The following is a 22,442-nucleotide window of genomic DNA, read 5'->3' on the forward strand; positions in this document are numbered from 1 at the left end:
CGTCACACTCCGGAGACTTTGACGGCCCGGTTGGGCTCGAGACGAACGGTTTTCTGGCGCTGCAGATAGCTCGACACGACCTCCCAGATCGGCGGCCCCTGCGTGCCTTCGTTGACGCTGGCCCAGCCCGCGACCTGATACTCGCGCGTCGGATCGATCGCGGCCCCGGTCTTGATCAGGCGCATGTCGGAGATGCGCTGCCCCTGCGGCTTGTTGACGTCGATGGCGTAGGACATGCCGCCGATGCGGACCATGTCGCCGCCCTGCTGGTAGTAAGGATCGACGTTGAACAGGTTGTCGGCGACGTCCTCGATGATCTCCTTCAGCCGCATGCCGGTCATGCCCATGCGATAGACGGCCGGATAGGTGATCGCGGTGGCGTTGGTGACGTCCTCGAAGGTGATTTCCTGGCCCGGCATCACGCTGGTGCCCCAGCGGAAGCCCGGCGACAGCGCGATCTCCGCATCGCGCTCCTGCAGCAGCGCCTGGCAGATGAGGTCATCGAACGTGCCGTTGAAATTGCCGCGGCGATACAGCAGCGTCTCGGTCCGTCCCAGCGGGCGGGCGAGATCGGCGGCAAACGGCTTGCGCACCTCGGCGATCTTGGCCGCCATTGCCGGATCCGGCGTGATCACGTCGGAGAACAGCGGAATCAGCTTGTAACGATAGCCCTTCACCTCGCCGTCCTTGACGTCGAGATCGAGCCGCGAGACAAACTTGCCGGAGGAGCCCGACGCGATCAGCAGCGTCTTGCCGACCTTCACTGCCTCAGGCAGCGCATCATGGGTGTGACCCGTGAGAATGACGTCGAGACCCTTGACGCGGCTGGCCAGCTTGCGGTCGACGTCGAAGCCATTGTGTGACAGCAGCACCACGAGGCCGGCGCCGTCCTTGCGCGCCTTGTCGACCTGGGTCTGAACATCCTCCTCGCGCACGCCGAACGACCAGTTCGGAATCATCCAGCGGGGATTGGCGACCGGCGTATACGGGAAGGCCTGGCCGAGCACTGCGATCTTGACGCCGCCGCGCTCGATCATCGTCGAGGCTTCGAACGCCGGCTCGTTCCATTCGGTGTCGCGGATGTTGAGGCCGAGGAAGGGGAAGCCGAGGCCGTCGACCGCCTGCTTGACGCGCTCGGTGCCGTAGGTGAACTCCCAATGCCCCGTCATCGCATCCGGCTTCAGCAGCGCCATGCAGTCGATCATGTCCTGGCCGCGGGTCTTCAGCGACGACCATGAGCCCTGCCAGGTGTCACCGCCATCGAGCAGCACGACCTTGTCGCCGCGCTCGGCGCGGATGGCCTTGATGACGGTGGCGGCGCGGTCGAGCCCGCCGATCCGCCCGTAGGTCTTGGCGAGCGCCTCGAAATCCTCCGAGGTCAGCGCGTAGGCCGACGACGAGCCCGGCGCGATGCCGAAGCGGGTGAGGAAATCCTTGCCGGTGACATGCGGCGGCTGGCCCTTGGCGTCACCGACGCCGAGATTGGTCGACGGCTCGCGGAAATACAGCGGCATCAGCTGGCCGTGGATGTCGGTGACATGCACCAAGGTGACGTTGCCGACCGGATCGAACGCCAGCAGCTCCTTCTCGGTCAGCTTCTGCTGAGCAAAGGCGCGGGTCGCACCCGCAAGACCGGAGCCACCCGCCAGGGCAGCCGCCGCCAATGCGACCTGAACGAATTCGCGACGCGATATCATGATGTATCTTCCTTGTGTCCGCGGCTAGTTGCGGACCGACGGTGTCTCGACGGGCAGCCCGATGCCGCGCCAGGCGACGTAGACTTCGAGCGCGAGGAACTCGTCCGACAGCGGCTTGTAGGGCACGCCGCGAACGTCGAACATGCAGCCCTCGAAGCGTTCGTGCAGCGGGATCAGGCGCTGATCGCGCAGCCGGTAGGTCGGAAAGCCGTTGGTCTGGCCTTGGCTCAGAAAATCGGCGCGCATGAACTTGCCGTTGTTCTTCTCGTGGCAGGACGCGCAGGCGAGATCGAGCTGCCCGACCCGCGTATAGTAGATCTCCTTGCCCTTCTCGAACCATGGCGACATCGGACCGTCGGTCTTCACCGCCACCGGCATGCCGCGCGACTGGTAGCGGACGAACGCCGTCATGTCCGTCAGTTCCTTCGACTTGAAGGCCCAGGGCTGCGCCTTCATGTGCTCGGTGCGACAGATGTTGATCTGCTGCTCGAGATTGACCGGCTTGTTGAGCTTATCGCTCCATTTGGGCATGGCGGCGCCGACGCCCTTCATGGTCTTTTCCGCCTCGCCGTGGCAGCTCATGCACGACTTGCCTTCGCTGCCGTCGACCGTCTTCCAGACGTCGGCGGCCCGCTCCACCGCGAGGAAGCCGGGATTCTCCAGGTCGTCATCCTGGAGCGCGCGTGTTTCCTTGGTGCGGAACTGATAGCCCGAGATGATGGTCTTGAAGACGTGACCGGGAGGCGCCGGAATGCCCTTCCGTTCGGCCTCCTGGCCGAACGTCGCGACTGCGGACAGGGCCAGCGCGGCCGAAGCCAGGACGGCGAGAGAACCGTAGCGAATGGACATCCGTCACTCCTCCTAGCGATCACACGCTGCCGATCAGGCCTTCAACGCGATCTTCTCTTCGGCCGTCACCACGGAGCCATCATCATCCGTCCATGCGAACTTGAACGTACCTTCCTCGTCGATCCTTGCGTCGAACTGGATGTACGGGTTGGCGGAGATCGCCGGCTCCAGCGCGCAGGAGAACACCGGCTTGCCGTTGAACTCGCAGGTGAACTTGTTGATGATCTTGCGTGGGATCGGCTTGCCCTGCGCATCCTTGCGCTGACCCGATTCCATCAGATGCGAGACCAGCGTCTTGATCTGGATGATCTCGCCCTTCTTGGCTTCCTTCGGAAGCTTGATCCGCGGCTTGTCTGCCATGTTCGTCTCTCCCCTGTCTCAGCCGCCGCAGCCGCCGATGGTGACCTTGACGGTCTTGCGCTCCGTGAAGAGCGAGCCGTCACTCATCTTCGCGACCGCGATCACGTTCTGGGTCTGCGCCAGACGGATGCGGATCGATGCCTCGGCCTTGCCGGACATCGGCGTGAACATCAGCGTGGCGACGCCGGCATTCGGATTGCCGTCGGCCACGAACAGCACTTCCTTGACGTAGTTCTCGGCGGTCATCGGGCTTTCGACCGAGAGCGCGAGCGGCACGGTGTTGCCGTTCTCGGCGATCTCAGGCAGATCGAGCGTGATCTTGCCCTTGGCCGCTTCCTTGCCGCCGGTGAACTTCTTGATCATCTCGGCCGCGTCGTTGCTCGGCTCGGCGTTGGCGGCCATCGGCAGCACCGTCAGGGCGACGAAACCGCCGCCGAGAAGGAACGCCTGTCGTCTGTTGATTGCGCCCATGCATCATCCTCCAGAGGCGGTTACTTCAGTGTTTCGAGAAAGGCGACGACGTCCTCGACCTGCGCGGCGGTGAGGACGGGTTTGCCGACGAACTCCGGCCTGACGCGATTGAGTCCGTCGTTCTTGTAGAAGGCGGGCATCACCGTATCGGTGAAGATGCGCTTGGGATCGGCGACGATCAGGCGCAATTGCGCCGTGTTGTAGCGGGTCGCGACGCCGTCAAGCGACGGACCGAACTCGCCGTGAAACTCTTCCGACTTCAGCGACGACACCTGATGGCAGGCGAGACAATTGCCCAGCGTCCGCGTCAAGAACACCTTCTTGCCGGCATCGGCATTGCCGGGCGCGCCCGTCAGCGATTTCGGAATGGCATAGTCGACGACATCGAGCCTGATCGGCTCGTCACCCCGCGCGGCTGCCGACAGCAACACGCAGAGCAAGGCGGCCGGAATCAAACGGCGCATGTTTCCACCCTGACCGACGAGGCGTCCCCTCGCCTTACGATGACACGACGGACTTACGATCCATCATATTCAAGAATTATGATTTGATAATGTGATTGGTGTCAAGCGTATTTCGATGCCGCACTGCACTCAACCCTTGGTCGAAGCGAGATAGTCGCGGAAGGTGCCGCGCTCATAGGCCCTCTCGCGCACGAAGCGGAACATTGCGAGGAAATGCGGCGGCTTGAGATAGCCCGGCGCGCGCGCCACCTCGCGCGCGAGCGGCTCCTTCGCAGAGACCCCCTCGGCCGATGGCGGAAAGAACTGGACCGTCGGCGTGAAGCGGATCGCGTAGCGCTCGGCGAGCTCCTTCTCGGCAAGCTCGTTGCCATCGAAGTCGATCACCTTGCGCGCGCCGAGCAGGTTGAGCTGCAGCACTTCGAAATTGGCGCGGATGTAGTCCGTGATCTCTTGATCGGCAAAGTTCACCAGATGCGTCTCGCGGCAATACGGGCAGCCGCGCAGCTCCCACATGATCGCAAGCCGCTTGCCTTCCGACGCCGCGCTTTCGAGATCCTCGCGCAGGTCCAGGAAGCTGTTGAGAAACCAGGACTGGTGATAGAGCCCGTCGTCGCCGAGCGCCGCGTCGGCCTGCGCCGGCGCCGACGCCGGGCCGACGGCCGCAGCAGCAGAGAGCAGCGCAACCAGATCGCGCCGCGTCATCGTCCGGTTCGTCGTCATCAGCCTGCTCGCGCGCTTTGCCAAGTCCACTTTGCCAAGTCCACGGAATTTCGATACATGATATTCGAATAACAGAATGTGAAAAGGACATTCGATGCTGCGCCGCGTCATCATGCTGTCGCTCGTGCTGTCATGCCTCACGCATGGCGTCCGTGGGCACGCCGAAGAGAACGCGGACGTTGCTGCCTTCATGCGCTCGGCGATGGCCAGCCTGCGCACAGCCGCGAGCTATGGCCGCACCGGCAATGTGGGCCTGGCGCAGATCGAGCTCGACGACGCCCGAATCGCCTGGGGCAGGCTCAGCCGGCTCGCCGAGCGCTCCAATGCGCCCTATTCGGCCAAATCCTTTGCAGAACTGATCGCCACCGGAAACGATCGCCTGAAGCAGGCGGACGAAGCGCTGACCGCAGGTGACGGGGCACGCGCTGCGGCGGCCATTGCCGCGTTGCGCCGGTCGCTTCACGCCCTGAGGCAGGACGCCGGCGTGGTCGAGCTCAGCGATTGCGTGTTCGACCTGTCACCCGTCATGGACGCGTTGCGCAACGCAGCTGCGCGGTTCGCTGCGGGCAAGGCCGAGCCTGGCGAGGTCGTCCAGGCCGGCACAGCGCTGCGCGACCGGCTGCAACGCTGCAACGGCCTCGCCGCGCCCGACGTGGCGAGCCAGGCCGAGTTCCGCCGCCTGATCGACGGCGCCACGACGAGTGCCGGCGAGATCGGCCGCGCGGCGCGCGAGAGCGACGCCGGCCTGGTGCATCGCTATGAGATCGAACTGCAGTCCTTCGTCAATCTATTGGACTTCCGCTTCGGCTGATCAGCCGATGGTGGCGAGCGACGGAAAGCGCTCGAAGATCCATTCCGACATCCGCGGGATCACGCCGGCGAGAAAGGCCGCGCCGGTCAGGACGAGAAAGCCGCCCATCGTCTTCTCGACCAGGGGGAGATGTGGCTTGATGCCCTTGAGCATGGTCATGAACTGTCCCGTGAAGGCAGCGGCGATCAGGAACGGGATGCCGGTCCCGACCGAATAGGCGGCGAGCAGCAGCGCACCCTTCCCCACCGTCGCCTCCGCGCCGGCCATCATCAGGACGGCGGCAAGGACCGGCCCCGCACACGGTGTCCAGCCGAAGGCGAAGGCAAGTCCCATCACGAACGCACCGAGCAGGCCGGCCGGCTTGCTTCCAACGTCGATCGTCGCGCTCCGGTACAGCAGCGGAATCCGGAGCACCCCGAGGAAATGCAGCCCCATCGTGATGATGACGAGGCCGGCGAGGATGCCGAGCTGGCTGAGATGGCCGGCGATGAACCGTCCGAACACCGAGGCGGTGGCGCCAAGACCGACGAACACCAGCGAAAAACCGCCGACGAAGCACAGCGCCGTCAGCACCGTCCGCCGCCGCTGGGCCGTGCTGGTTTCGCCGATCGCGTCGGCCGCCGACACGCCGGCCATGTAGCACAGGAACGGCGGGACCAGCGGCAGAATGCACGGTGACAGAAACGACAACAGACCCGCGGCCAGCGCGGCGCCCAGCGTGACGTCGATATCCATCTTTCCTCCCGGTCGGCCAGCGCCGCGTGCCCGGCCTGCCGGGCAGGATTCGGAAATCGCGCACTAGTACATATTCGAATTTAATGATAGATTGGCCGACAAGTCCAGAGAGGATCTCGGCATGACCAGCAGACGTGCATCGCGCGGATTCGCAGCGCTCGCAGGAGCGGTAGTGACCGGCATTTGCCTCTCGTCGCCGGCGTTCGCCTCCGAGCTCGTGATTTTCGAACGTCCGGGCTGCGGCTGGTGCGCCCGCTTCAACGCGGAAATCGGTCCGATCTATGACAAGACCGACGAGGGGCGCGCGCTGCCGCTGCGACGGGTCGACCTTGCCAAGCCGCTGCCGACGGACCTTTCCGGTATCGATCCGGGAGCGTTCACCCCGACCTTCGTGGTGGTCGATCAGGGCCGCGAGATCGGACGCATCCGCGGTTATCCTGGCGATGCGTTCTTCTTTGGGCTGCTCGGCCGCATAATGAATGCTACAAGCGGGGCTCCGGCCCGCTCCTGACGCCAACCGAGGGATTCAGAATTCATGCCGCTGCCGAAGTTGAAGGACATCGAAACCTCTGCCGAGCTCGAGCAGATGATCGAGAAGGCGCGGGAAGCCAGCGAGATGCTGAAGGCGCTGTCCCACGAGTCCCGGCTTTTGCTGCTCTGCATCCTCGCCGAAGGCGAAAAATCCGTCACCGAGCTCGAGCAGTTCCTGGGCGAGCGGCAGTCGACCGTCTCGCAGCAGCTCGCCCGTCTCAGGCTCGACCGGCTGGTCACGACGCGGCGCGAGGGCAAGACGATCTACTACAGCCTTGCGAGCGAAGATGTCCGCAAGATCCTGACGGCGATCTACGACGTCTATTGCGAGCCGGTCCGCAAGCGCCGCCGCTGACCGGTTGGCCCTCGCGGTCTCGGGCTTCGCATCGGCGCGCCCCGTAGCGGCGCAAGAGGTCTGGCGTCCCCGCCGCTCCTGGCGCACAATGCCAGGAAACCAACGAGGATGTCGGAGAGGAATGCTCAGCCCATCAGCACTGACGTTCATGTGTGGGCTCCTCGCGGGCGCCGTTCTCGGCGTCGCCGGTCGCGCCGGCCGCTTCTGTACGCTCGCGATGCTGGAGGACGCGTTCTTCGGCGCCGATACCCGGCGACTCAAATCCTTCGCTCTGGCGGCCGCGGTCGCGCTGGTCGCAACCCAGCTGCTCGCCAGCTTCGGCCTGATCGACCTGTCGCGCTCGATCTACTTGACGTCGTCCATTCCGCTCGGCGGCGCCATCCTCGGCGGCTTGTCGTTCGGAATCGGGATGGCCCTGGTCGGCACCTGCGGCTTCGGGACACTGGTCCGTATCGGCGGCGGTGATTTGCGCGCCATCGTCGTGTTTCTGGTGCTGGGCGTGTCAGCCCTGGCCGCGATGCGCGGGCTCACGGGATTCCTGCGCATCTCGCTGATCGAGCCGCTCTCCATACGCCTGCCCGAAACGATGACCCAGGGCATGGATATGCTGCTGTCGCCCGCACTTGGCTCATATGCGCGGCCGGCAACCGTTTCCGTCGCAGCGGTCGCGCTCGCGGCCTGGGCATTGGCCGACGGGCGCCTCGTGAGATCGCCGCGCCTGCTGCTCTCCGGCCTCGCCGTAGGCTGCGCGGTGGCGTTCGGCTGGTTCGCCACCAGCTGGCTCGGCAATGACGATTTCGATCCGGCGCGCGTGGCATCCCTGACCTTCGTTGCCCCGCTCGGCAATACCGTGCTCTACATCGCCACGCTTTCGGGCAGCCGGGCCGACTTTGCGATCGGCTCCGTCGCCGGCGTGATCCTGGGCTCGTTCGTCGCGGCAATGTTTTCGCGCGTCTTCCGCTGGGAGGCCTGCGATGACGCGCGTGAGCTGAAGCGTCACATGACCGGCGCGCTGCTGATGGGCACCGGCGGCATCATGTCGATGGGCTGCACGATCGGACAGGGCCTGTCGGCTTTCTCGACGCTGGCGATCTCGGCGCCGCTGACGATGCTGGCGATCACCTGCGGCGCACGTCTCGGCCTCGAATACACCATGACCGGCGAATGGCGCCCTGCCGTGCGCAACCTGCTGCGTCTGACATCGTGACGGCGGCTGCGCTCGCGCAATGTGCAAGCTCGCTCCCACGCCAGGGCAATGGGGTTGTACCGCAGGCAGACGGATTGTGAATTTCGCCGATGCCTCAATACTTCAGTTCACGCGCTTCGCAGATTGTCTGCCGGCTCGCATGGTCGCCTGAGCGCCGTCCTGGTGATAATTCCCGGATCTTCCGATGCCACGCTTCAGGGGGAGACGGCACTGTCCTCAGCTGCACAGCAGCTCACAAACCAAAACTCCCGCAGCCTCGTCGGCTACGGGAGTGTCGGTCTCAATGGTTGCGGGGATAGGATTTGAACCTATGACCTTCAGGTTATGAGCCTGACGAGCTACCGGGCTGCTCCACCCCGCGTTAACTTGTGCGTCACCTTCAGAGAAGCGCCGGGCGGTCCTGGCAGACACCGAGGCGCTGCCGATCCATCCCAAAGGCTTCCTGAGAAGGCTTGAGCCCGTTGGCCTAGCCGGCCGTCGGGTGCGGGCGGTATGTACCAATGCGAGGCCGGTTTGGAAAGGCCTTTCGGGAAGTTTTTTTGCCGGATTGTGACACCGCCTGTCGCACGACTCACAGCAGAAATTACCTCAACATTACAAATACATATGAGAGCGACCTATTTGCCGGCCGGGACCACGGCGCGGCCCGGGCTGGGGACAAGGACAAGTTCTTCGAGGGGCAGCGGCAGGGACCGACGACACACACCCCAAATGGATTGGCTCCACGCTCGCGCCCAGGCGGCGCAAAACCGACGCCGCGCTTGCCAAGGGTCCCGCAACGCGGCAGCTTTAAGCCAACCAGAATGACGGCCCTGCACGCGGCCGCGGTACACGCGAGGAGACGTCCATGGACCAGTCCCTGAAGAGCCCAGCCCTCTCGGCGCTCGACGACGCGTTCCACGCCCAGGTCGAGGCCTCCCGCAATGCGCCCCCGCCCGCTCTCGCGGCACGGCTGGACGGCCTGAAGCGGCTGCGAGCGATGCTGTCGGACAACGAGAAGCGCCTGGAGCAGGCGATCTCGGCCGATTTCGGCCACCGCTGCGCCGTCGAGACGACGATTGCCGAAACGCTGTTCCTGCAGGCCGAGATCAGGCACACGCTCAAGGTGCTGCCGCGCTGGATGGCGCCGCGGCGCATCGCCACCGCGCTGCAGTTCTGGCCGGCGCGCAACCGCCTGATCCCGCAGCCGCTCGGCGTGGTCGGCATCATCGCGCCGTGGAATTACCCGTTGCAGCTGACGCTGGCGCCAGCAATCGGCGCGCTCGCCGCCGGCAACCGGGTCATGATCAAGCCGAGCGAGCTGACGCCGCACTTCTCCGCGCTGCTCAAGGAGCTCATCGCGGCGAATTTCGACCCGACTGAGCTCATCGTCACCGGCATCGAGGACGGCGTCGCGGAGACCTTTGCCGCGCTGCCGTTCGATCATCTGGTCTTCACCGGCTCGACCCGCGTCGGCCGCATCGTCGCTGAGGCCGCCGGGCGCAACCTGACCCCGGTGACGCTCGAGCTCGGCGGCAAGTCACCGACCATCGTCGACGTCTCCGCCGACATTGACGAAGCCGCGGAGCGCATCGCCTATGCCAAGCTGCTCAACGCCGGCCAGACCTGCATCGCGCCGGACTACGTGTTCGTGCCCGAACAGCATGGGGACGCATTCGCGAGCAAGCTGCACCGGCACATGCTGCAGATGTTCGGCACCAACCCGGCCAATGGCGACTACACGTCGATCATCTCCGAGCGGCACTATGCCAGGCTGGAAGGATTGCTGCGCGATGCGATCGCGCGCGGCGCGAGGACGCTGAGCACGACCAGCCCGGAAGATCCGGCCTGGAAGAAGCTGCGGAAATTTCCACCGACGATCGTGGTCGGCGCGAGCGCGGACATGGCGGTCATGCAGGAGGAGATCTTCGGTCCGCTGCTGCCGATCATCACCTATCGGCAATCCGACGACGTCATCCGCCACATCAACGCCCACGACCGGCCGCTCGCGCTGTACTGGTTCGGCACTGACGCTGCGGCCCGCGATACGGTGCTGGCGCGCACCGTCTCCGGCGGCGTCACCATCAACGACTGCCTTCTGCATTTTGCGCAGATGAACCAGCCGATGGGCGGCGTCGGCGCCTCCGGCATCGGCCATTATCACGGCGAATGGGGCTTCAACAGCTTCAGCAAGTTGAAGCCGGTGTTCTACCGCTCTCCCTTCAACCGCATGAAGGATCTCTACCCCCCCTACGGCGCCAGCATCGCCCGGATCGAAAAGCTGCTGCGATTCCTGTCCTAGCCAATCGTCGTTCGGGGGCGCAGGGCGCGCCCCCCCCCTGGAATCCCGAGACGATCGGGTGCAGACCAAACTCTCGATTCCGAGTTCGACGCTCAGCGCAAATGACTTCGCCACCTGCCGCGCGCCGCCGGAACGACATTCGAACAACAAGCAAGACAAACATCAGGGAGAGATGCGTGACGGACGAGGTCGATTTCATCGTCGTGGGCGGCGGCAGCGGCGGCGCAACGGTTGCAGGCCGCCTGTCGGAAGATCCGGCGACATCCGTCGCGCTGCTCGACGCCGGGGGACGCAACGACAACTGGATCGTGACCACGCCCTACATGCTGTTCCTGATGGTCGCGGGGCCCGTCAACAACTGGTCCTTCACCACCGTGCCGCAAAAGGGCCTGGACGGGCGCAGCGGCTATCAGCCGCGCGGCCGCGGGCTCGGCGGCTCCTCCGCGATCAACGCCATGGTTTACATCCGCGGCCACCGCGCCGACTACGATCATTGGGCTTCCCTCGGCAACACCGGATGGTCGTATGACGACGTGCTGCCCTACTTCAAGCGCGCCGAGAACAACGCCGAGTTCAACGGCGCGTATCACGGCCAATCGGGACCACTGCCGGTCAGCCGGCTGCGCACCGACAATCCCGTGCACGACATCTTTCTCCAGGCGGCGCGCGAAGCGCAGTTTCCGGTCCGCGACGATTTCAATGCCGACACGCAGGAAGGGCTCGGGCTCTATCAGGTCACGCAGAAGAATGGCGAGCGCTGGAGCGCGGCACGGGCCTACATCCAGCCGCATCTCGGCAGCCGCAGCAACCTGCGGGTCGAGACCTCGGCGCATGCGTCGATGATCCTGTTCGAGGGCAAGCGCGCGGTCGGCGTCAAGTATCGCCAGGGCAAGGAGGTCAAGGAGATCCGCTGCCGGCGCGAAGTGATCCTCGCCTCCGGCGCGTTCCAGACCCCGCAATTGCTGATGCTGTCGGGCATCGGCGACGCGAGCGCCCTGGCGCGGCTCGGCATCGCCGGCGTCCACCATTTGCCGGGTGTCGGACAGAACCTGCAGGACCATCCGGATTTCATCTTCGCCTACACCTCCGACAACCCCAACTTTTCTTCGCTGTCGCCGAAGGGCCTGCGCCGGCTGCTGGCGGGCATCGGCCAATATCGCCGCGAGCGCCGCGGCGTCCTGACCTCGAACTTCGCCGAATGCGGCGGCTTCCTGAAGACGCGGCCTGATCTCGACGTGCCCGACATCCAGTTGCATTTCGGCATGGCCGTCACCGACGATCACGGCCGCAAGCGCCACGGCAATGGCTTCTCCTGCCATTTCTGTCTGCTCCGGCCAAAGAGCCGCGGCATGGTCGGCTTGAAGAATGCCGATCCGCTCGCCGCGCCGCTGATCGATCCCAACTTCCTGGGCGAGGCCGACGATCTCGAAACCATGGTGGCCGGCTACAAGACCACGCTGCGGCTGATGCAGACGCCGGCGATGCGTAGCCTCGGCAAGCGCGACCTGTTCACGTCGGATGTCAGGACCGACGACGACATTCGCGCCATCCTGCGCGCCCGCGTCGATACGGTCTACCATCCTGTCGGCACCTGCAAGATGGGCGTCGACGATCCGCTCGCCGTGGTCGATCCCGAATTGAAGGTCCGCGGAATGTTAGGCCTGCGCGTGGTCGACGCCTCGATCATGCCGACCCTGATCGGCGGCAATACCAATGCGCCGACCATCATGATCGGCGAGAAGGCCGCCGACATGATCAAGCGCGAGCTGAAAGGCTGAGACGGCTCGCCATCGAGGGAAATCAACCTGCCGATCAGCAGGGTCTCACGTCAGCAGGAAGCCGCCGTCCACCGTGACGACGCTGCCGGTCATGTAGCGCGAGGCGTTGGACGCCAGCAGCAGGATCGCGCCGTCGAGGTCGCTCTCGTGGCCGACGCGCCGCTGCGGGATCCGCTTGACCAGCTTCTCGCCCGCCGGCGTCTCCCAGACCTCGTGATTGATGTCGGTGTCGATGTAGCCGGGCGCCAGTGCGTTGACGCGGATGCCGCTCGCCGCGAGCTCCAGCGCCAGCGCCTTGGTCGCCTGCACCACGCCGGCCTTGGAGATCGCATAGGGCGAGATGAACTTGACGACGCTGAAGCCGAGCACCGAGGCGATGTTAATGATGTTGCCGCCGGTCTTGCGCGCGGCCATGCGCCGAGCTGCTTCGGTTGCGGCAAAATAGGCGCCCTTCAGATTGGCGCCGATCACGGCGTCCCAATCCGCCTCGCTCTGCTCGACCGCGAGCTTCTCTACCGCGATGCCGGCATTGTTGATCAGCACCGTCACGGGTCCGAGCGCGGCCTCGGCCGCATCCATGCCCCTGACGATCGATGCCATGCTCGTCACGTCCATCTCGACCGCGGCGGCGCGACCACCCCTTGCCTTGAGCTCCGCCTCCAACGCCTTGAGCTTGCCGGTCTGGCGTGCCGCGAGCGCGACGGCGGCGCCACGTGCCGATAGAACCCGGGCGAACTGCCGGCCGAGCCCCTGGCTCGCGCCGGTGATCAGGATCACCTCGCGGCTGACGTCGAACAGCTCGGACATGGTTCCTCCCACGGTTGCTCATTTGTTGCGGCGCATTGATACAGACGATTTGAAGTAGCGCAAACCGGAATCGTTTACCGGGCCCGGCCTACAACCGCGGCGGAGCAACCATGAACGCTTTCGACCTCGCCGCTTGTGCCGCACTGATGGTTGCCGTCTACAGCGGCTTCTCGACCGGGCTGTTGCGCAGCGCCATCACGATTCTGGCCTACCTGCTCGCGATGCCGCTGGCGATGGGCGCGGTTGCGGCGATGAGCCCGCAACTGCGCGACGTGCACGGCACTCCGCTGGCACAGAACTGGCTGCAGTTCTTCGCCGCCTTCGTCGTCATCGGCATGGCGCTGGGCAAGATCGGCCGCATCCTGCTCGACGAAGCGATCGGTTCCGAGGCCGGTTTTGGCGACCGGCTCGGCGGCGCTCTGCTGGGCGCCGTGCGCACCGGCATGGTCGCGACCACGCTGGTGCTGGTGTTCGACAGGATCGTTCCCCCCGAGCGTCAGCCGCGCTTCCTCGAGGGATCACGCCTGCGGCCGATGCTCTCGCTCGCAGGCGCAAAAGGCTTCCGCTCGCTGCCTCCGGAGCTCGCAAGCCTGATCGACCGGCTGAAGCAGGAACGGCGCATCTGACGGACACGGCGGCGCCGCCTCTCCGGTCATAGCGAGCCATGCAATTCGGCACAGGCCGGCTGCTCTTATCAGCGGCAATTCGGTTGGCTAGAATGCGCCCATCTTTCTTCCAGCCTCACTGACATATCGGAGTGATCAATCGTGGATCTCGGGATCAAGGGCCGCCGCGCCATCGTCTGCGCCTCCAGCAAGGGCCTGGGCCGCGCCTGCGCCATCGCGCTGGCCAATGAAGGCGTACATGTCACGATCACGGCGCGCGGCGCCGAAGTGCTGGCGAAGACCGCGGCCCAGATCCGCGCGGCCAATCCTGGCGTCACCGTCACGGAAGTGGCGGGCGACATCACCACGCCCGAGGGCCGCGCCGCCGTGCTGAAGGCCTGCCCGGATCCGGACATCCTGATCAACAACGCCGGCGGCCCGCCGCCCGGCGATTTCCGCAACTGGACCCGCGACGACTGGATCAAGGCGCTCGACGCCAACATGCTGACGCCGATCGAGCTGATCAAGGCGACCGTCGACGGCATGATGGCGCGCAAGTTCGGCCGCATCGTCAACATCACCTCGGCCGCGGTGAAGGCGCCGATCGACATTCTCGGCCTCTCCAACGGCGCCCGCGCCGGCCTCACCGGCTTCGTCGCCGGCCTGTCGCGCAAGACCGTGATCAACAACGTCACGATCAATGCGCTGCTGCCGGGGCCGTTCGAGACCGACCGCCTGCTCTCGACGGCAAAGGGCGAGGCCGAGAAGCGCGGTGTCACGCCGGAGCAGATCCTCGCCGACCGCGCCAAGACGAACCCTGCAGGTCGCTTCGGCGATCCCGAGGAATTTGGACTCGCCTGCGCCTTCTTGTGCGGCGCCAAGGCCGGCTACATCACCGGCCAGAACATCTTGCTCGACGGCGGCGCCTTCCCGGGCACGCTGTAAGACAGACTTCCTTGGGCGGTCTGGCGCGGAAACCTGCTACGCCGATCCCGGGCTTTCACCTCGCCCCGCTTGCGGGGAGAGGTCGGATTGCATCGCGAGATGCAATCGGGGTGAGGGGGGCTCTCCGCGAACGCGGTGTCTGTGGAGAGTCCCTCTCACCCCAACCCTCTCCCCGCAAGCGGGGCGAGGGAGCGCAGTGCCGGCGCAATAGGAATTCGAATCCAACTAATAAAGCTGTGAGTTCTGTTTGCCATCCGCGCTATGAATACAGCGACTCTGCCTTTCCGAACGACCTACCGCTTCTCGTCCTCGTCGCGCTGGCTTGGGCTCGACGAATCCGCCGTGGTGCGGCCTTCGGTCCAATCGATGCCGAACGCATCGAGGCCCTCCGCCAGCAGGTCACCGAGCATCGGCTCGCCCAGCAGATAACGCGCGGTGTGGCGGTCGCGCTGGCCGGCGGCCTCGCGGCGCAGATCGTCCCACTCGTCGATATCGCCGTCGCCGCGGCCGAGCCGCATCAAGGCGACGAGATCGGTCTGCTCGTCCTCGGTCATCGCGTTGATGAAGCCGGTGATCTCGCGCACCACGGGATCATCGCCGCTATCCTGGAGCACGTCGACCATGTCGTCATCGACGGCATTCGAGCCGGATTCCTCATCGGTCGCCTGCTCCTTGACGTCGAACTCGCGCGCCTTTTCGATCAGGAAGGCGACCTTCTCGGGCGATATCGTCAGCTCTGGCATGGCGTTCTCCTCATGGACGGACTGCAGCAACGCCTGTTCCGGGCAGTTGATCCATTGCGCCGGAACAAGCCGCGCGGCATCGTGACCGGCATCAAGAATAGGACGAGGAAGCGCGCATGTCTTGGACGATCGGCCGGGTCAGGGTCACCAAATTCGTCGAGCTGGAGACCGTCGGCGGCACCCGCTTCATCCTGCCGCAGGCAACACCCGAGACGATCCGCGAGCTGTCCTGGCTCACGCCCGATTTTGCGACCGATGAAGGTCGGCTGAAGATGTCGATCCACACCCTGGTGCTGGAAACACCGACGATGCGGATCGTGGTCGACACCGGGCTCGGCAACGACAAGCAGGGCCGCAGCGTGCCAATGTGGAACAACCGCGCGACACCGTTCCTGGAGACGATGAGCGCTGCCGGCCTCCCGCCTGAAAGCATCGACATGGTGATCTGCACCCACCTCCATGTCGACCATGTCGGCTGGAATACGCGGCTGGTCGACGGCCGCTGGGTCCCGACTTTCTCCGATGCGCGCTACGTTTTCGGCCGCACCGAATATGAGCATTGGCGCGATCACAGCGAGGCCGCCGACGAGACGGCGACCTTCGCCGATTCCGTGCAGCCGATCGTCGCCGCCGGACGCGCGGAGTTCGTCGGAAGCGAAGCGGTGATCACCGACGAGATCACCCTGATCCCGACGCCGGGGCACAGCCCGGGTCATGTCAGCCTGCACATCCGCTCGGATGGCGCGCAGGCCGTGCTCACCGGGGACGTCGCCCACCATCCCTGCCAGATGGCGCGTCTCGATTGGAGCTCGACGGTCGATTCCGATCCGGCGCAGGCGATCGCGACCCGGCGGGCGCTGTTCTCGCGTTTTGCCGACACCGAGACGCTGGTGATCGGCGGCCATTTCCATGCCGGCCATATCCGGCGGGACGGCGCCGCCTTCCGCTTCGAGGCATTACAGGGCAGCGGCGACGCATAGCCCGCAAGGTTGAATTTCCTCCCGCCATGCTCCATGACAGGGCTCTGGAATACCAGGGAATTGAGGGAGAGAAACCAATGAAGCTTGTTCGCTACGGCGAGAAGGGCGCGGAAAAGCCGGGCCTGATCGACGCATCCGGCCAGTTGCGCGACCTGTCGGCGCATGTGAAAGACCTCGATGGCGCGGCCTATGCGCCGGAGTCCCTGAAGAAGCTCGCCGCGCTCGATCCGGCCTCCCTGCCCGCCGTTGCCGGCAAGCCGCGGCTCGGCGCCCCCGTCACCGGCATCTCGAAATTCGTGGCGATCGGCCTCAACTACTCCGACCATGCCAAGGAGACCGGCAACCCGATCCCGGCCGAGCCGATCTTCTTCCTCAAGGCCAACACCGCGCTGTGCGGTCCCTATGATCAGGTCGAGAAGCCGCGCGGCTCGACCAAGCTCGACTGGGAAGTCGAGATCGCCGCCATCATCGGCACCCGCGCCAAATACGTCTCAGAGGCCGAGGCGTTGAACCACATCGCGGGCTACACGATCTGCAACGACGTCTCCGAGCGCAACTTCCAGATCGAGCGCCTGGGCCAGTGGACCAAGGGCAAGTCGCACGACACGTTCGGTCCCGTAGGTCCGTGGCTCGTCACCAAGGACGAGATTCCAGACGTGCAGAACCTGTCGATGTGGCTCGACGTCAACGGCCAGCGCCGCCAGACCGGCACCACCGCGACGATGATCTTCTCGATGGCGAAGTGCATCTCCTACGTCTCGCAGTTCATGACGCTCCTGCCCGGCGACATCGTCACCACGGGCACGCCTCCGGGTGTCGGCATGGGCATGAAGCCGCCGACCTTCCTCAACGTCGGCGACGTCGTCACGCTCGGCATCGAGCGCCTCGGCGAGCAGCGCCAGGAGATCATCGAGGCGTAAGGCGCGATATCGACTTGTGAGTCATTCCGGGATGGCGCGTAGCGCCAGACCCGGAATCTCGAGATTCCGGGTTCGATGCTTCGCATCGCCCCGGAATGACCAGCCAGAGGACACTTCCGATGAAACTCACCTTCTCGCCCGCCTCGCCATTCGCCCGCAAGGTGCGCATCGCCGCCATCGAACTCGGGCTGATCGACCGGCTCGAATTCGTGCCCGCGGCCGTGGTGCCGGGCCAGGCCAATGAGGAGTATTCGAAGATCACGCCGCTGAAGAAGCTGCCGGTGCTGATCCTCGACAATGGCGACGTGATCCTGGATTCCTACGTGATCGTCGAATATCTCGACGAGCTCGCCGGCGGCAACAAGCTGATCCCCGCCTCCGGCCCGTCGCGCTGGAAGGTCAAGAGCGAGCATTCCATGTTGCAAGGCATGCTCGATTCCATGCTGCTGTGCCGCTACGAGGCGATGGTGCGGCCCGAGGGCCTCCGCTGGCAGGCCTGGTCCGACGATCATTGGAACAGGGCCTGGATGGGCATGGCGCGCTTCAATGCGCAGCCCGATTTGATGACGCGCCCGTTCGACATCGTCGCGATCGGACTCGTCTGCGTACTCGGCTATGCCGATTTCCGCTTCGCCGATTGCGGCTGGCGCAAGGCATTTCCGGCACTCGACGCGTTCCACGACAAGATGCTCGAGCGCGAATCGGTGAAGATCTCGGTGCCGCCGGCGGCTTGATCCCTGAACAGGAGCTGCCGTGACGCTGACGTTCTCGGTTGCAGACACGACCATTCATCGCATCATCGAGCAGGAAACCACGTTCCTGCCGGCGCGTGAGATGTTTCCCGAGCTGACATCGGAGATGCTGGCGGCAGAGCGCAGCGCGCTGCAGGCGGCCGGTGCCCTCGATGCGCAGGACACGCTGATCCTGTGCTTTCAGTCCTACGTGGTGAGGACGCCTCACCACACCATCCTGATCGACAGCTGCATCGGCAACGACAAGCCGCGCGCGCGGCCGGTCTGGAACATGAAGACCGACGACAGCTACATGCTTGCGCTTGCGGCCGCGGGCGTATCGGTCGACGACATCGACGTCGTGATGTGCACGCATCTGCACACCGATCATGTCGGCTGGAACACGCGGCTCGACAACGGCCGCTGGGTGCCGACCTTCCCGAACGCGCGCTACGTGTTCGCGCAGCGCGAATATGACTACTGGGTGGCGCAGAACGCCAAGGCCGAGGTGCCTCCATTCGCCGACAGCGTGCTGCCGGTGGTCGAGGCCAGGCGCGCCGACATCGTCGGCGACGCATTCGCGATCGGTGATCATGTCCGGCTGCTGCCGACGCCGGGCCACACGCCCGGCCATATCGCAGTCGCCGTCGGCAGGGGCAGAGACGATGCGGTGTTCGCCGGCGACCTGATCCACACGCCGCTGCAGCTCAGCTTTCCCGAGCTGTCACCCAGGTTCGACGTCGATCCCAAGCAGGCGGCGGTGACGCGGCGCGAATTTCTGGAGCGCTATTGCGACACGGCGACCTTGTGCTGCACCGCGCATTTCCCGTCGCCCTCGGTCGGCCGCATTACCCGCAAGGGCAACGGCTTCGCCTGCGAGGCGGTCTGAGACACGGGCGCGGCGCCGGTCACCGCGCCCGTCAATCGAACAGGCTCGGCGTATGGTTCACCGCGGCGCCTTCGATCGCCAGCATCTTCAGCTTGGTCTCGACACCGCCATTGGCGGAGAAGCCGCCGGGCTTGTTGCCCGCCGCCAGCACGCGATGGCAGGGTACCACGATCGGGCACGGGTTGCGCCCGAGCGCCTGGCCGACCTCGCGCGACAACTCGACGCCGCCGAGCTGCTTGGCGATGTCACCATAGGTCAGGGTCCGGCCCGGCGGGATCCGGCGCGCGATCTCGTAGACGCCGCGCTGGAACGCGCTGACGCCGTCGAGATCGAGGTCGACATCGCTGAGATCATCCGGCTCTCCGGCAAGCAGCGCCGTGATCCGCGTGATGGTGCGCCGCACATGCGGCGGCGGCTCGGCTTCGCCGATGCCTTCGTAACGCTGCTGCATTCGGATGCGGATCTGCGCGACGCCGCCCATCGGCAGTTGCACCGCATTGATGCCGCGCGCTCCCCATGCGATCGCGCAAGCGCCGATCGCGGTCTCGAAAATTGCAAAGCTTTGCTCTGACATGACGGACTCCATCGCCGCTCTGCCCCGTATCATCTGCCAGTCAACTTAGGCTTGGAGAATGTTGCGATCCACCCGGATTCTGCCAATGTCGACAGCGGAAGCACCGTGATGTCCATCGGCAGGCCGAAAGGATGGGAGCACGGCGCAGGGGCAGCCCGGCGCAAAGAGCGGGCGCCTCATCCGAGGAAACCAAGGCGAGGGAGACGGCCATGAAGCTGACGCCGGAGCAGATCGCATTCTTCAACCGCGAGGGCTGGCTGTTCCTGCCCGAGCTGTTCAGCCCCGAGGAGACCGCCTTTCTCGCCCGCGAGGCCGAGGCGATCTATGCGGCTAACCGTCCCGAGGTCTGGCGCGAGAAGAGCGGCGCGCCGCGCACGGCGTTTGCCGCCCACCTCTACAACGACGCCTTCCGCGTGCTCGCGGCGCATCCGCGCATGATCGAGCCGATCGAGCAGATCTTCGGCGAGAAGGTCTACATGCATCAGTTCAAGATCAACGCCAAATCGGCCTTCACCGGTGATGTCTGGCAATGGCACCAGGACTACGGCACCTGGAAGCGCGACGACGGCATGCCGGAGCCGCGCGCGATGAACATCGCGATCTTCCTCGACGAGGTGATGCCGATCAACGGCCCCTTGATGCTGGTGCCGCGCAGCCAGCATGCCGGCGACCTCGAGGCGTCGCATGATCTCGCGACCACGTCCTATCCGTTGTGGACCTTGGACGAGGCGACGGTGACGCGGCTGGTCGCGGAAGGCGGCATCGTCGCGCCGACCGGAAAGCCCGGCGGCATGCTGATGTTCCACGGCAATCTTGTGCACGGCTCCGCCGGCAACATCACGCCTTACCCGCGCAAGATCGTGTACCTCACGCTCAACGCCGTCTCGAACCATATCCGCACCCCGACGCGGCCGGAGTACATCGCGCATCGCGACTTCACCCCGATCGCGATGCTTCCGGATGACGCGCTGCTGAAGCTCGCTCGCGCGAAAAATCGCGAGGCGGCGGAGTGAGGCTCGCACTCCACCATCTAACAGGTCGTCATGCCCGGGCTTGACGAGTGAGTATTGGCCGCATCGACCTGCGTCGAAGAAGCACTGGATCTTTCAATGAACCTCCACGCCCTCCTCCAAGCCCGCGCCGCCGCCGGCAAGCCTGTGCGCGTCGCACTGATCGGCGCCGGCAAGTTCGGCTCGATGTTCCTGGCGCAGGTGCCGCACGTCGCGGGCCTCGAGGTCCCCGTCATCATCGACCTCGATCCCGAGCGCGCCCGCGACGCGTGCCGGACGGTCGGCTGGAGCGCCGAGCTGATCGCGCGCACGAATTTCAGCCCCGACGGGTCGAAGGCGACGGGTGAGGGCATTGACGTCGTTGTCGAAGCGACCGGCAACCCTGCTGCCGGCATCCGCCACGCGCGCGCCGCGATCAAGGCCGGCAAGCACATCGTGATGGTCAATGTCGAAGCCGACGTGCTGGCCGGACCGCTTCTCGCGGAAGAGGCGCGCAAGGCGGGCGTGGTCTATTCGCTGGCCTATGGCGACCAGCCGGCGCTGACGGCCGAGCTCGTCGACTGGGCGCGCGCGACCGGCTTCCACGTGGTCGCGGCCGGCAAGGGCACGAAATATCTGCCGGCCTATCACGACGTGACGCCCGATGGCGTCTGGCAGCATTACGGGCTGACGGCCGGCGAAGCACAGTCCGCCGGCATGAATCCGCAGATGTTCAATTCCTTCCTCGACGGCACCAAGTCGGCGATCGAGATGGCCGCGATCGCCAACGCGACCGGGCTCGACGTACCCACGGACGGACTGCTGTTTCCCCCCTGCGGCGTCGATGATCTGCCCCATGTCCTGCGTCCGCGCGACCGCGGCGGCGTGCTGGAACGATCGGGCATGGTCGAGGTGGTGTCATCGCTCGAACGCGACGGACGGGCGGTGTTTCGCGATCTGCGCTGGGGCGTCTATGTCGTGCTGGAGGCGCCGAACGACTACGCCGCGGACTGCTTCCGCCAATATGGCCTGAAGACGGACGCCAGCGGCCGCTATGCGGCGATGTACAAGCCCTATCACCTGATCGGGTTGGAGCTGAACGTCTCGGTGCTGTCGGCGGCGCTGCGGCGCGAGCCGACCGGACAGCCGCTCGGTTTCCGCGGCGACGTCGTCGCCGTCGCCAAGAAGGATCTGCGCGCCGGCGAGATGCTCGATGGTGAGGGCGGCTACACGGTCTGGGGCAAGGTGATTCCGGCGCGTAAGAGCCTCCAGCTTGGGGCGCTGCCGATCGGATTGGCGCATCGCGTGAAGCTCACCGACGGCGTTGCTTATGGTTCAGTCGTACGGTGGAGCGACGTCGACGTCGACGACATGGACAAGGATATCGTCGCGACCCGCAAAGAGATGGAAAGGACGTTCGCGCGCTGATTCGCTCCCGCGCATGACCTCTCACGGTCAATAAAAAGCCCCGACCAACAGGCCGGGGCTCTGAGTTCACGTGACGTCCGGGGCTCAGTTGTCGTCCTCGCCGAACGCCGCAGCGAGCTTGTCGTAGTATTTGACGACGAGATCGATGTTGCCCTTGTTCTCGACCTCGGGCGGCTTCGCCTTCAGCGCCGCGTTGAGATCGCTGAGGACTTGCTTCTTGTCGTCGGGCTTCATCTTCGTGTCGGCCTGGACCTGATCGATCTGCTGCTTGATGACGGCTTCGGGACCGATGTACTTTTTCGTCTTCGGATCGATGCCGCCCATCACCAGGCTGATGTTGTCGACGACGATGTTGAAATCGTCATAGCTGGCGAAGCCGTATTTCTTGGCGACGCCATCGAGCTGCGTCACCACCTTCTGGTCCGGCGGCGCGTTTTCGGGAAGCTTGTCGGTGACGGCATCCATGTCCTTTTGCGATGCCAGCACGTTTTCGATCTGCTGGTCGGTCAGCGCGATCTGCTTGAGCTGCGGCGGCTGGCTGACCGTGGGTCCGGGCGGCTGGGCCGGCGAAT

Annotated in this window: 25 protein-coding genes and 1 tRNA gene (1 of these 26 cut by a window edge); 14 read left to right on the plus strand and 12 right to left on the minus strand. The window is 65.2% G+C overall.

What is annotated here, in order from left to right; translation table 11 throughout:
- Positions 1 to 2: 2 nt before the first annotated feature.
- The 6 genes from soxB to QW887_RS33010 form a co-directional block, all read right to left on the minus strand.
- Positions 3 to 1,697, minus strand: coding sequence for a thiosulfohydrolase SoxB (soxB, locus tag QW887_RS32985; RefSeq protein ID WP_316176139.1), 1,695 nt, complete (start codon positions 1,695 to 1,697; stop codon positions 3 to 5).
- Between the two features lie 24 nt (positions 1,698 to 1,721).
- On the minus strand, positions 1,722 to 2,546 hold the full coding sequence (soxA, locus tag QW887_RS32990; RefSeq protein ID WP_315772267.1) for a sulfur oxidation c-type cytochrome SoxA: 825 nt from the start codon (positions 2,544 to 2,546) through the stop codon (positions 1,722 to 1,724).
- Positions 2,547 to 2,579: 33 nt separating this feature from the next.
- On the minus strand, positions 2,580 to 2,906 hold the full coding sequence (gene soxZ / locus QW887_RS32995) for a thiosulfate oxidation carrier complex protein SoxZ (RefSeq protein ID WP_315718309.1): 327 nt from the start codon (positions 2,904 to 2,906) through the stop codon (positions 2,580 to 2,582).
- An 18-nt stretch (positions 2,907 to 2,924) separates the two neighbouring features.
- Entirely contained in the window at positions 2,925 to 3,377 is a 453-nt protein-coding gene (gene soxY, locus QW887_RS33000) for a thiosulfate oxidation carrier protein SoxY (RefSeq protein WP_315718310.1), read from the minus strand.
- A 20-nt stretch (positions 3,378 to 3,397) separates the two neighbouring features.
- Positions 3,398 to 3,841, minus strand: coding sequence for a sulfur oxidation c-type cytochrome SoxX (gene soxX, locus QW887_RS33005; protein WP_315755995.1), 444 nt, complete (start codon positions 3,839 to 3,841; stop codon positions 3,398 to 3,400).
- 129 nt (positions 3,842 to 3,970) lie between these two features.
- Positions 3,971 to 4,561 (minus strand): thioredoxin family protein, encoded by a 591-nt coding sequence (locus QW887_RS33010; RefSeq protein WP_316176140.1) that lies wholly within the window; start codon positions 4,559 to 4,561, stop codon positions 3,971 to 3,973.
- Between the two features lie 94 nt (positions 4,562 to 4,655).
- Between QW887_RS33010 and QW887_RS33015 the strand changes: the two genes are divergently transcribed.
- On the plus strand, positions 4,656 to 5,372 hold the full coding sequence (locus QW887_RS33015; protein ID WP_315718313.1) for a hypothetical protein: 717 nt from the start codon (positions 4,656 to 4,658) through the stop codon (positions 5,370 to 5,372).
- Here the strand turns inward: QW887_RS33015 and QW887_RS33020 are convergent, their stop codons facing one another.
- Entirely contained in the window at positions 5,373 to 6,107 is a 735-nt protein-coding gene (locus tag QW887_RS33020; protein WP_315718314.1) for a cytochrome c biogenesis CcdA family protein, read from the minus strand. It lies immediately after the preceding gene.
- Positions 6,108 to 6,228: 121 nt separating this feature from the next.
- Here QW887_RS33020 and QW887_RS33025 point away from each other — a divergent pair, with 121 nt between their 5' ends.
- The 3 genes from QW887_RS33025 (at position 6,229) to QW887_RS33035 (ending at position 8,200) form a co-directional block, all read left to right on the plus strand.
- A complete protein-coding gene (locus tag QW887_RS33025; protein WP_315718332.1) occupies positions 6,229 to 6,618 on the plus strand; it encodes a thioredoxin in 390 nt (129 codons plus the stop codon).
- A 24-nt stretch (positions 6,619 to 6,642) separates the two neighbouring features.
- Positions 6,643 to 6,993: a metalloregulator ArsR/SmtB family transcription factor gene (locus QW887_RS33030; RefSeq protein ID WP_315718315.1), complete on the plus strand. Its 351-nt coding sequence runs from the start codon at positions 6,643 to 6,645 to the stop codon at positions 6,991 to 6,993.
- A gap of 121 nt (positions 6,994 to 7,114) precedes the next feature.
- Positions 7,115 to 8,200 carry a YeeE/YedE family protein gene (locus QW887_RS33035; protein ID WP_315718316.1) on the plus strand — a complete coding sequence of 362 codons (1,086 nt, stop codon included), beginning with the start codon at positions 7,115 to 7,117 and terminating at the stop codon, positions 8,198 to 8,200.
- 284 nt (positions 8,201 to 8,484) lie between these two features.
- Here the strand turns inward: QW887_RS33035 and QW887_RS33040 are convergent.
- Positions 8,485 to 8,561: transfer RNA gene (locus QW887_RS33040), tRNA-Met, on the minus strand.
- Positions 8,562 to 9,047: 486 nt separating this feature from the next.
- Here QW887_RS33040 and QW887_RS33045 point away from each other — a divergent pair.
- Together QW887_RS33045 and QW887_RS33050 are read left to right on the plus strand one after the other, a co-directional pair.
- Positions 9,048 to 10,481, plus strand: coding sequence for a coniferyl aldehyde dehydrogenase (locus tag QW887_RS33045; protein ID WP_315718072.1), 1,434 nt, complete (start codon positions 9,048 to 9,050; stop codon positions 10,479 to 10,481).
- A gap of 176 nt (positions 10,482 to 10,657) precedes the next feature.
- Positions 10,658 to 12,259: a GMC family oxidoreductase gene (locus tag QW887_RS33050; protein ID WP_315718073.1), complete on the plus strand. Its 1,602-nt coding sequence runs from the start codon at positions 10,658 to 10,660 to the stop codon at positions 12,257 to 12,259.
- A gap of 45 nt (positions 12,260 to 12,304) precedes the next feature.
- Here the strand turns inward: QW887_RS33050 and QW887_RS33055 are convergent, their stop codons facing one another.
- The gene (locus QW887_RS33055; protein ID WP_315718074.1) at positions 12,305 to 13,066 is read right to left on the minus strand and encodes an SDR family NAD(P)-dependent oxidoreductase; all 762 of its coding nucleotides are present in this window, start codon (positions 13,064 to 13,066) and stop codon (positions 12,305 to 12,307) included.
- 110 nt (positions 13,067 to 13,176) lie between these two features.
- Between QW887_RS33055 and QW887_RS33060 the strand changes: the two genes are divergently transcribed.
- A complete protein-coding gene (locus QW887_RS33060; protein ID WP_315718075.1) occupies positions 13,177 to 13,692 on the plus strand; it encodes a CvpA family protein in 516 nt (171 codons plus the stop codon).
- 141 nt (positions 13,693 to 13,833) lie between these two features.
- A complete protein-coding gene (locus QW887_RS33065) occupies positions 13,834 to 14,616 on the plus strand; it encodes an SDR family oxidoreductase (protein WP_315718076.1) in 783 nt (260 codons plus the stop codon).
- A 293-nt stretch (positions 14,617 to 14,909) separates the two neighbouring features.
- Here the strand turns inward: QW887_RS33065 and QW887_RS33070 are convergent, their stop codons facing one another.
- A complete protein-coding gene (locus QW887_RS33070) occupies positions 14,910 to 15,359 on the minus strand; it encodes a DUF3775 domain-containing protein (RefSeq protein WP_315718078.1) in 450 nt (149 codons plus the stop codon).
- Positions 15,360 to 15,475: 116 nt separating this feature from the next.
- Here QW887_RS33070 and QW887_RS33075 point away from each other — a divergent pair, with 116 nt between their 5' ends.
- From QW887_RS33075 to QW887_RS33090, 4 genes are all read left to right on the plus strand, one after another.
- Positions 15,476 to 16,339: an MBL fold metallo-hydrolase gene (locus QW887_RS33075; protein WP_315718080.1), complete on the plus strand. Its 864-nt coding sequence runs from the start codon at positions 15,476 to 15,478 to the stop codon at positions 16,337 to 16,339.
- A gap of 77 nt (positions 16,340 to 16,416) precedes the next feature.
- Positions 16,417 to 17,259: a fumarylacetoacetate hydrolase family protein gene (locus tag QW887_RS33080; protein ID WP_315718081.1), complete on the plus strand. Its 843-nt coding sequence runs from the start codon at positions 16,417 to 16,419 to the stop codon at positions 17,257 to 17,259.
- Between the two features lie 119 nt (positions 17,260 to 17,378).
- Positions 17,379 to 17,993 (plus strand): glutathione S-transferase family protein, encoded by a 615-nt coding sequence (locus QW887_RS33085; RefSeq protein WP_315718082.1) that lies wholly within the window; start codon positions 17,379 to 17,381, stop codon positions 17,991 to 17,993.
- A gap of 19 nt (positions 17,994 to 18,012) precedes the next feature.
- Positions 18,013 to 18,879 (plus strand): MBL fold metallo-hydrolase, encoded by an 867-nt coding sequence (locus QW887_RS33090; protein ID WP_315718083.1) that lies wholly within the window; start codon positions 18,013 to 18,015, stop codon positions 18,877 to 18,879.
- 31 nt (positions 18,880 to 18,910) lie between these two features.
- Here QW887_RS33090 and QW887_RS33095 read toward each other — a convergent pair whose 3' ends face one another.
- Positions 18,911 to 19,453 (minus strand): methylated-DNA--[protein]-cysteine S-methyltransferase, encoded by a 543-nt coding sequence (locus tag QW887_RS33095; protein ID WP_315718084.1) that lies wholly within the window; start codon positions 19,451 to 19,453, stop codon positions 18,911 to 18,913.
- Between the two features lie 209 nt (positions 19,454 to 19,662).
- Between QW887_RS33095 and QW887_RS33100 the strand changes: the two genes are divergently transcribed.
- Complete coding sequence (locus QW887_RS33100) at positions 19,663 to 20,466, plus strand: phytanoyl-CoA dioxygenase family protein (RefSeq protein ID WP_315718085.1); 804 nt, start codon at positions 19,663 to 19,665, stop codon at positions 20,464 to 20,466.
- Between the two features lie 96 nt (positions 20,467 to 20,562).
- Positions 20,563 to 21,870: an NAD(P)H-dependent oxidoreductase gene (locus QW887_RS33105; RefSeq protein ID WP_316176001.1), complete on the plus strand. Its 1,308-nt coding sequence runs from the start codon at positions 20,563 to 20,565 to the stop codon at positions 21,868 to 21,870.
- 84 nt (positions 21,871 to 21,954) lie between these two features.
- Here QW887_RS33105 and QW887_RS33110 read toward each other — a convergent pair whose 3' ends face one another.
- On the minus strand, positions 21,955 to 22,442 hold the 3' portion of the coding sequence (locus tag QW887_RS33110; protein ID WP_315718087.1) for a hypothetical protein. The gene runs 106 nt beyond the window's last position; 488 of the gene's 594 nt are visible here — the last part of the coding sequence; its start codon lies beyond the right edge, outside the window — the gene reads right to left on this strand; its stop codon occupies positions 21,955 to 21,957.

The organism is Bradyrhizobium sp. SZCCHNRI3052, from assembly GCF_032484895.1.
Classification (GTDB): Bacteria; Pseudomonadota; Alphaproteobacteria; order Rhizobiales; family Xanthobacteraceae; genus Bradyrhizobium.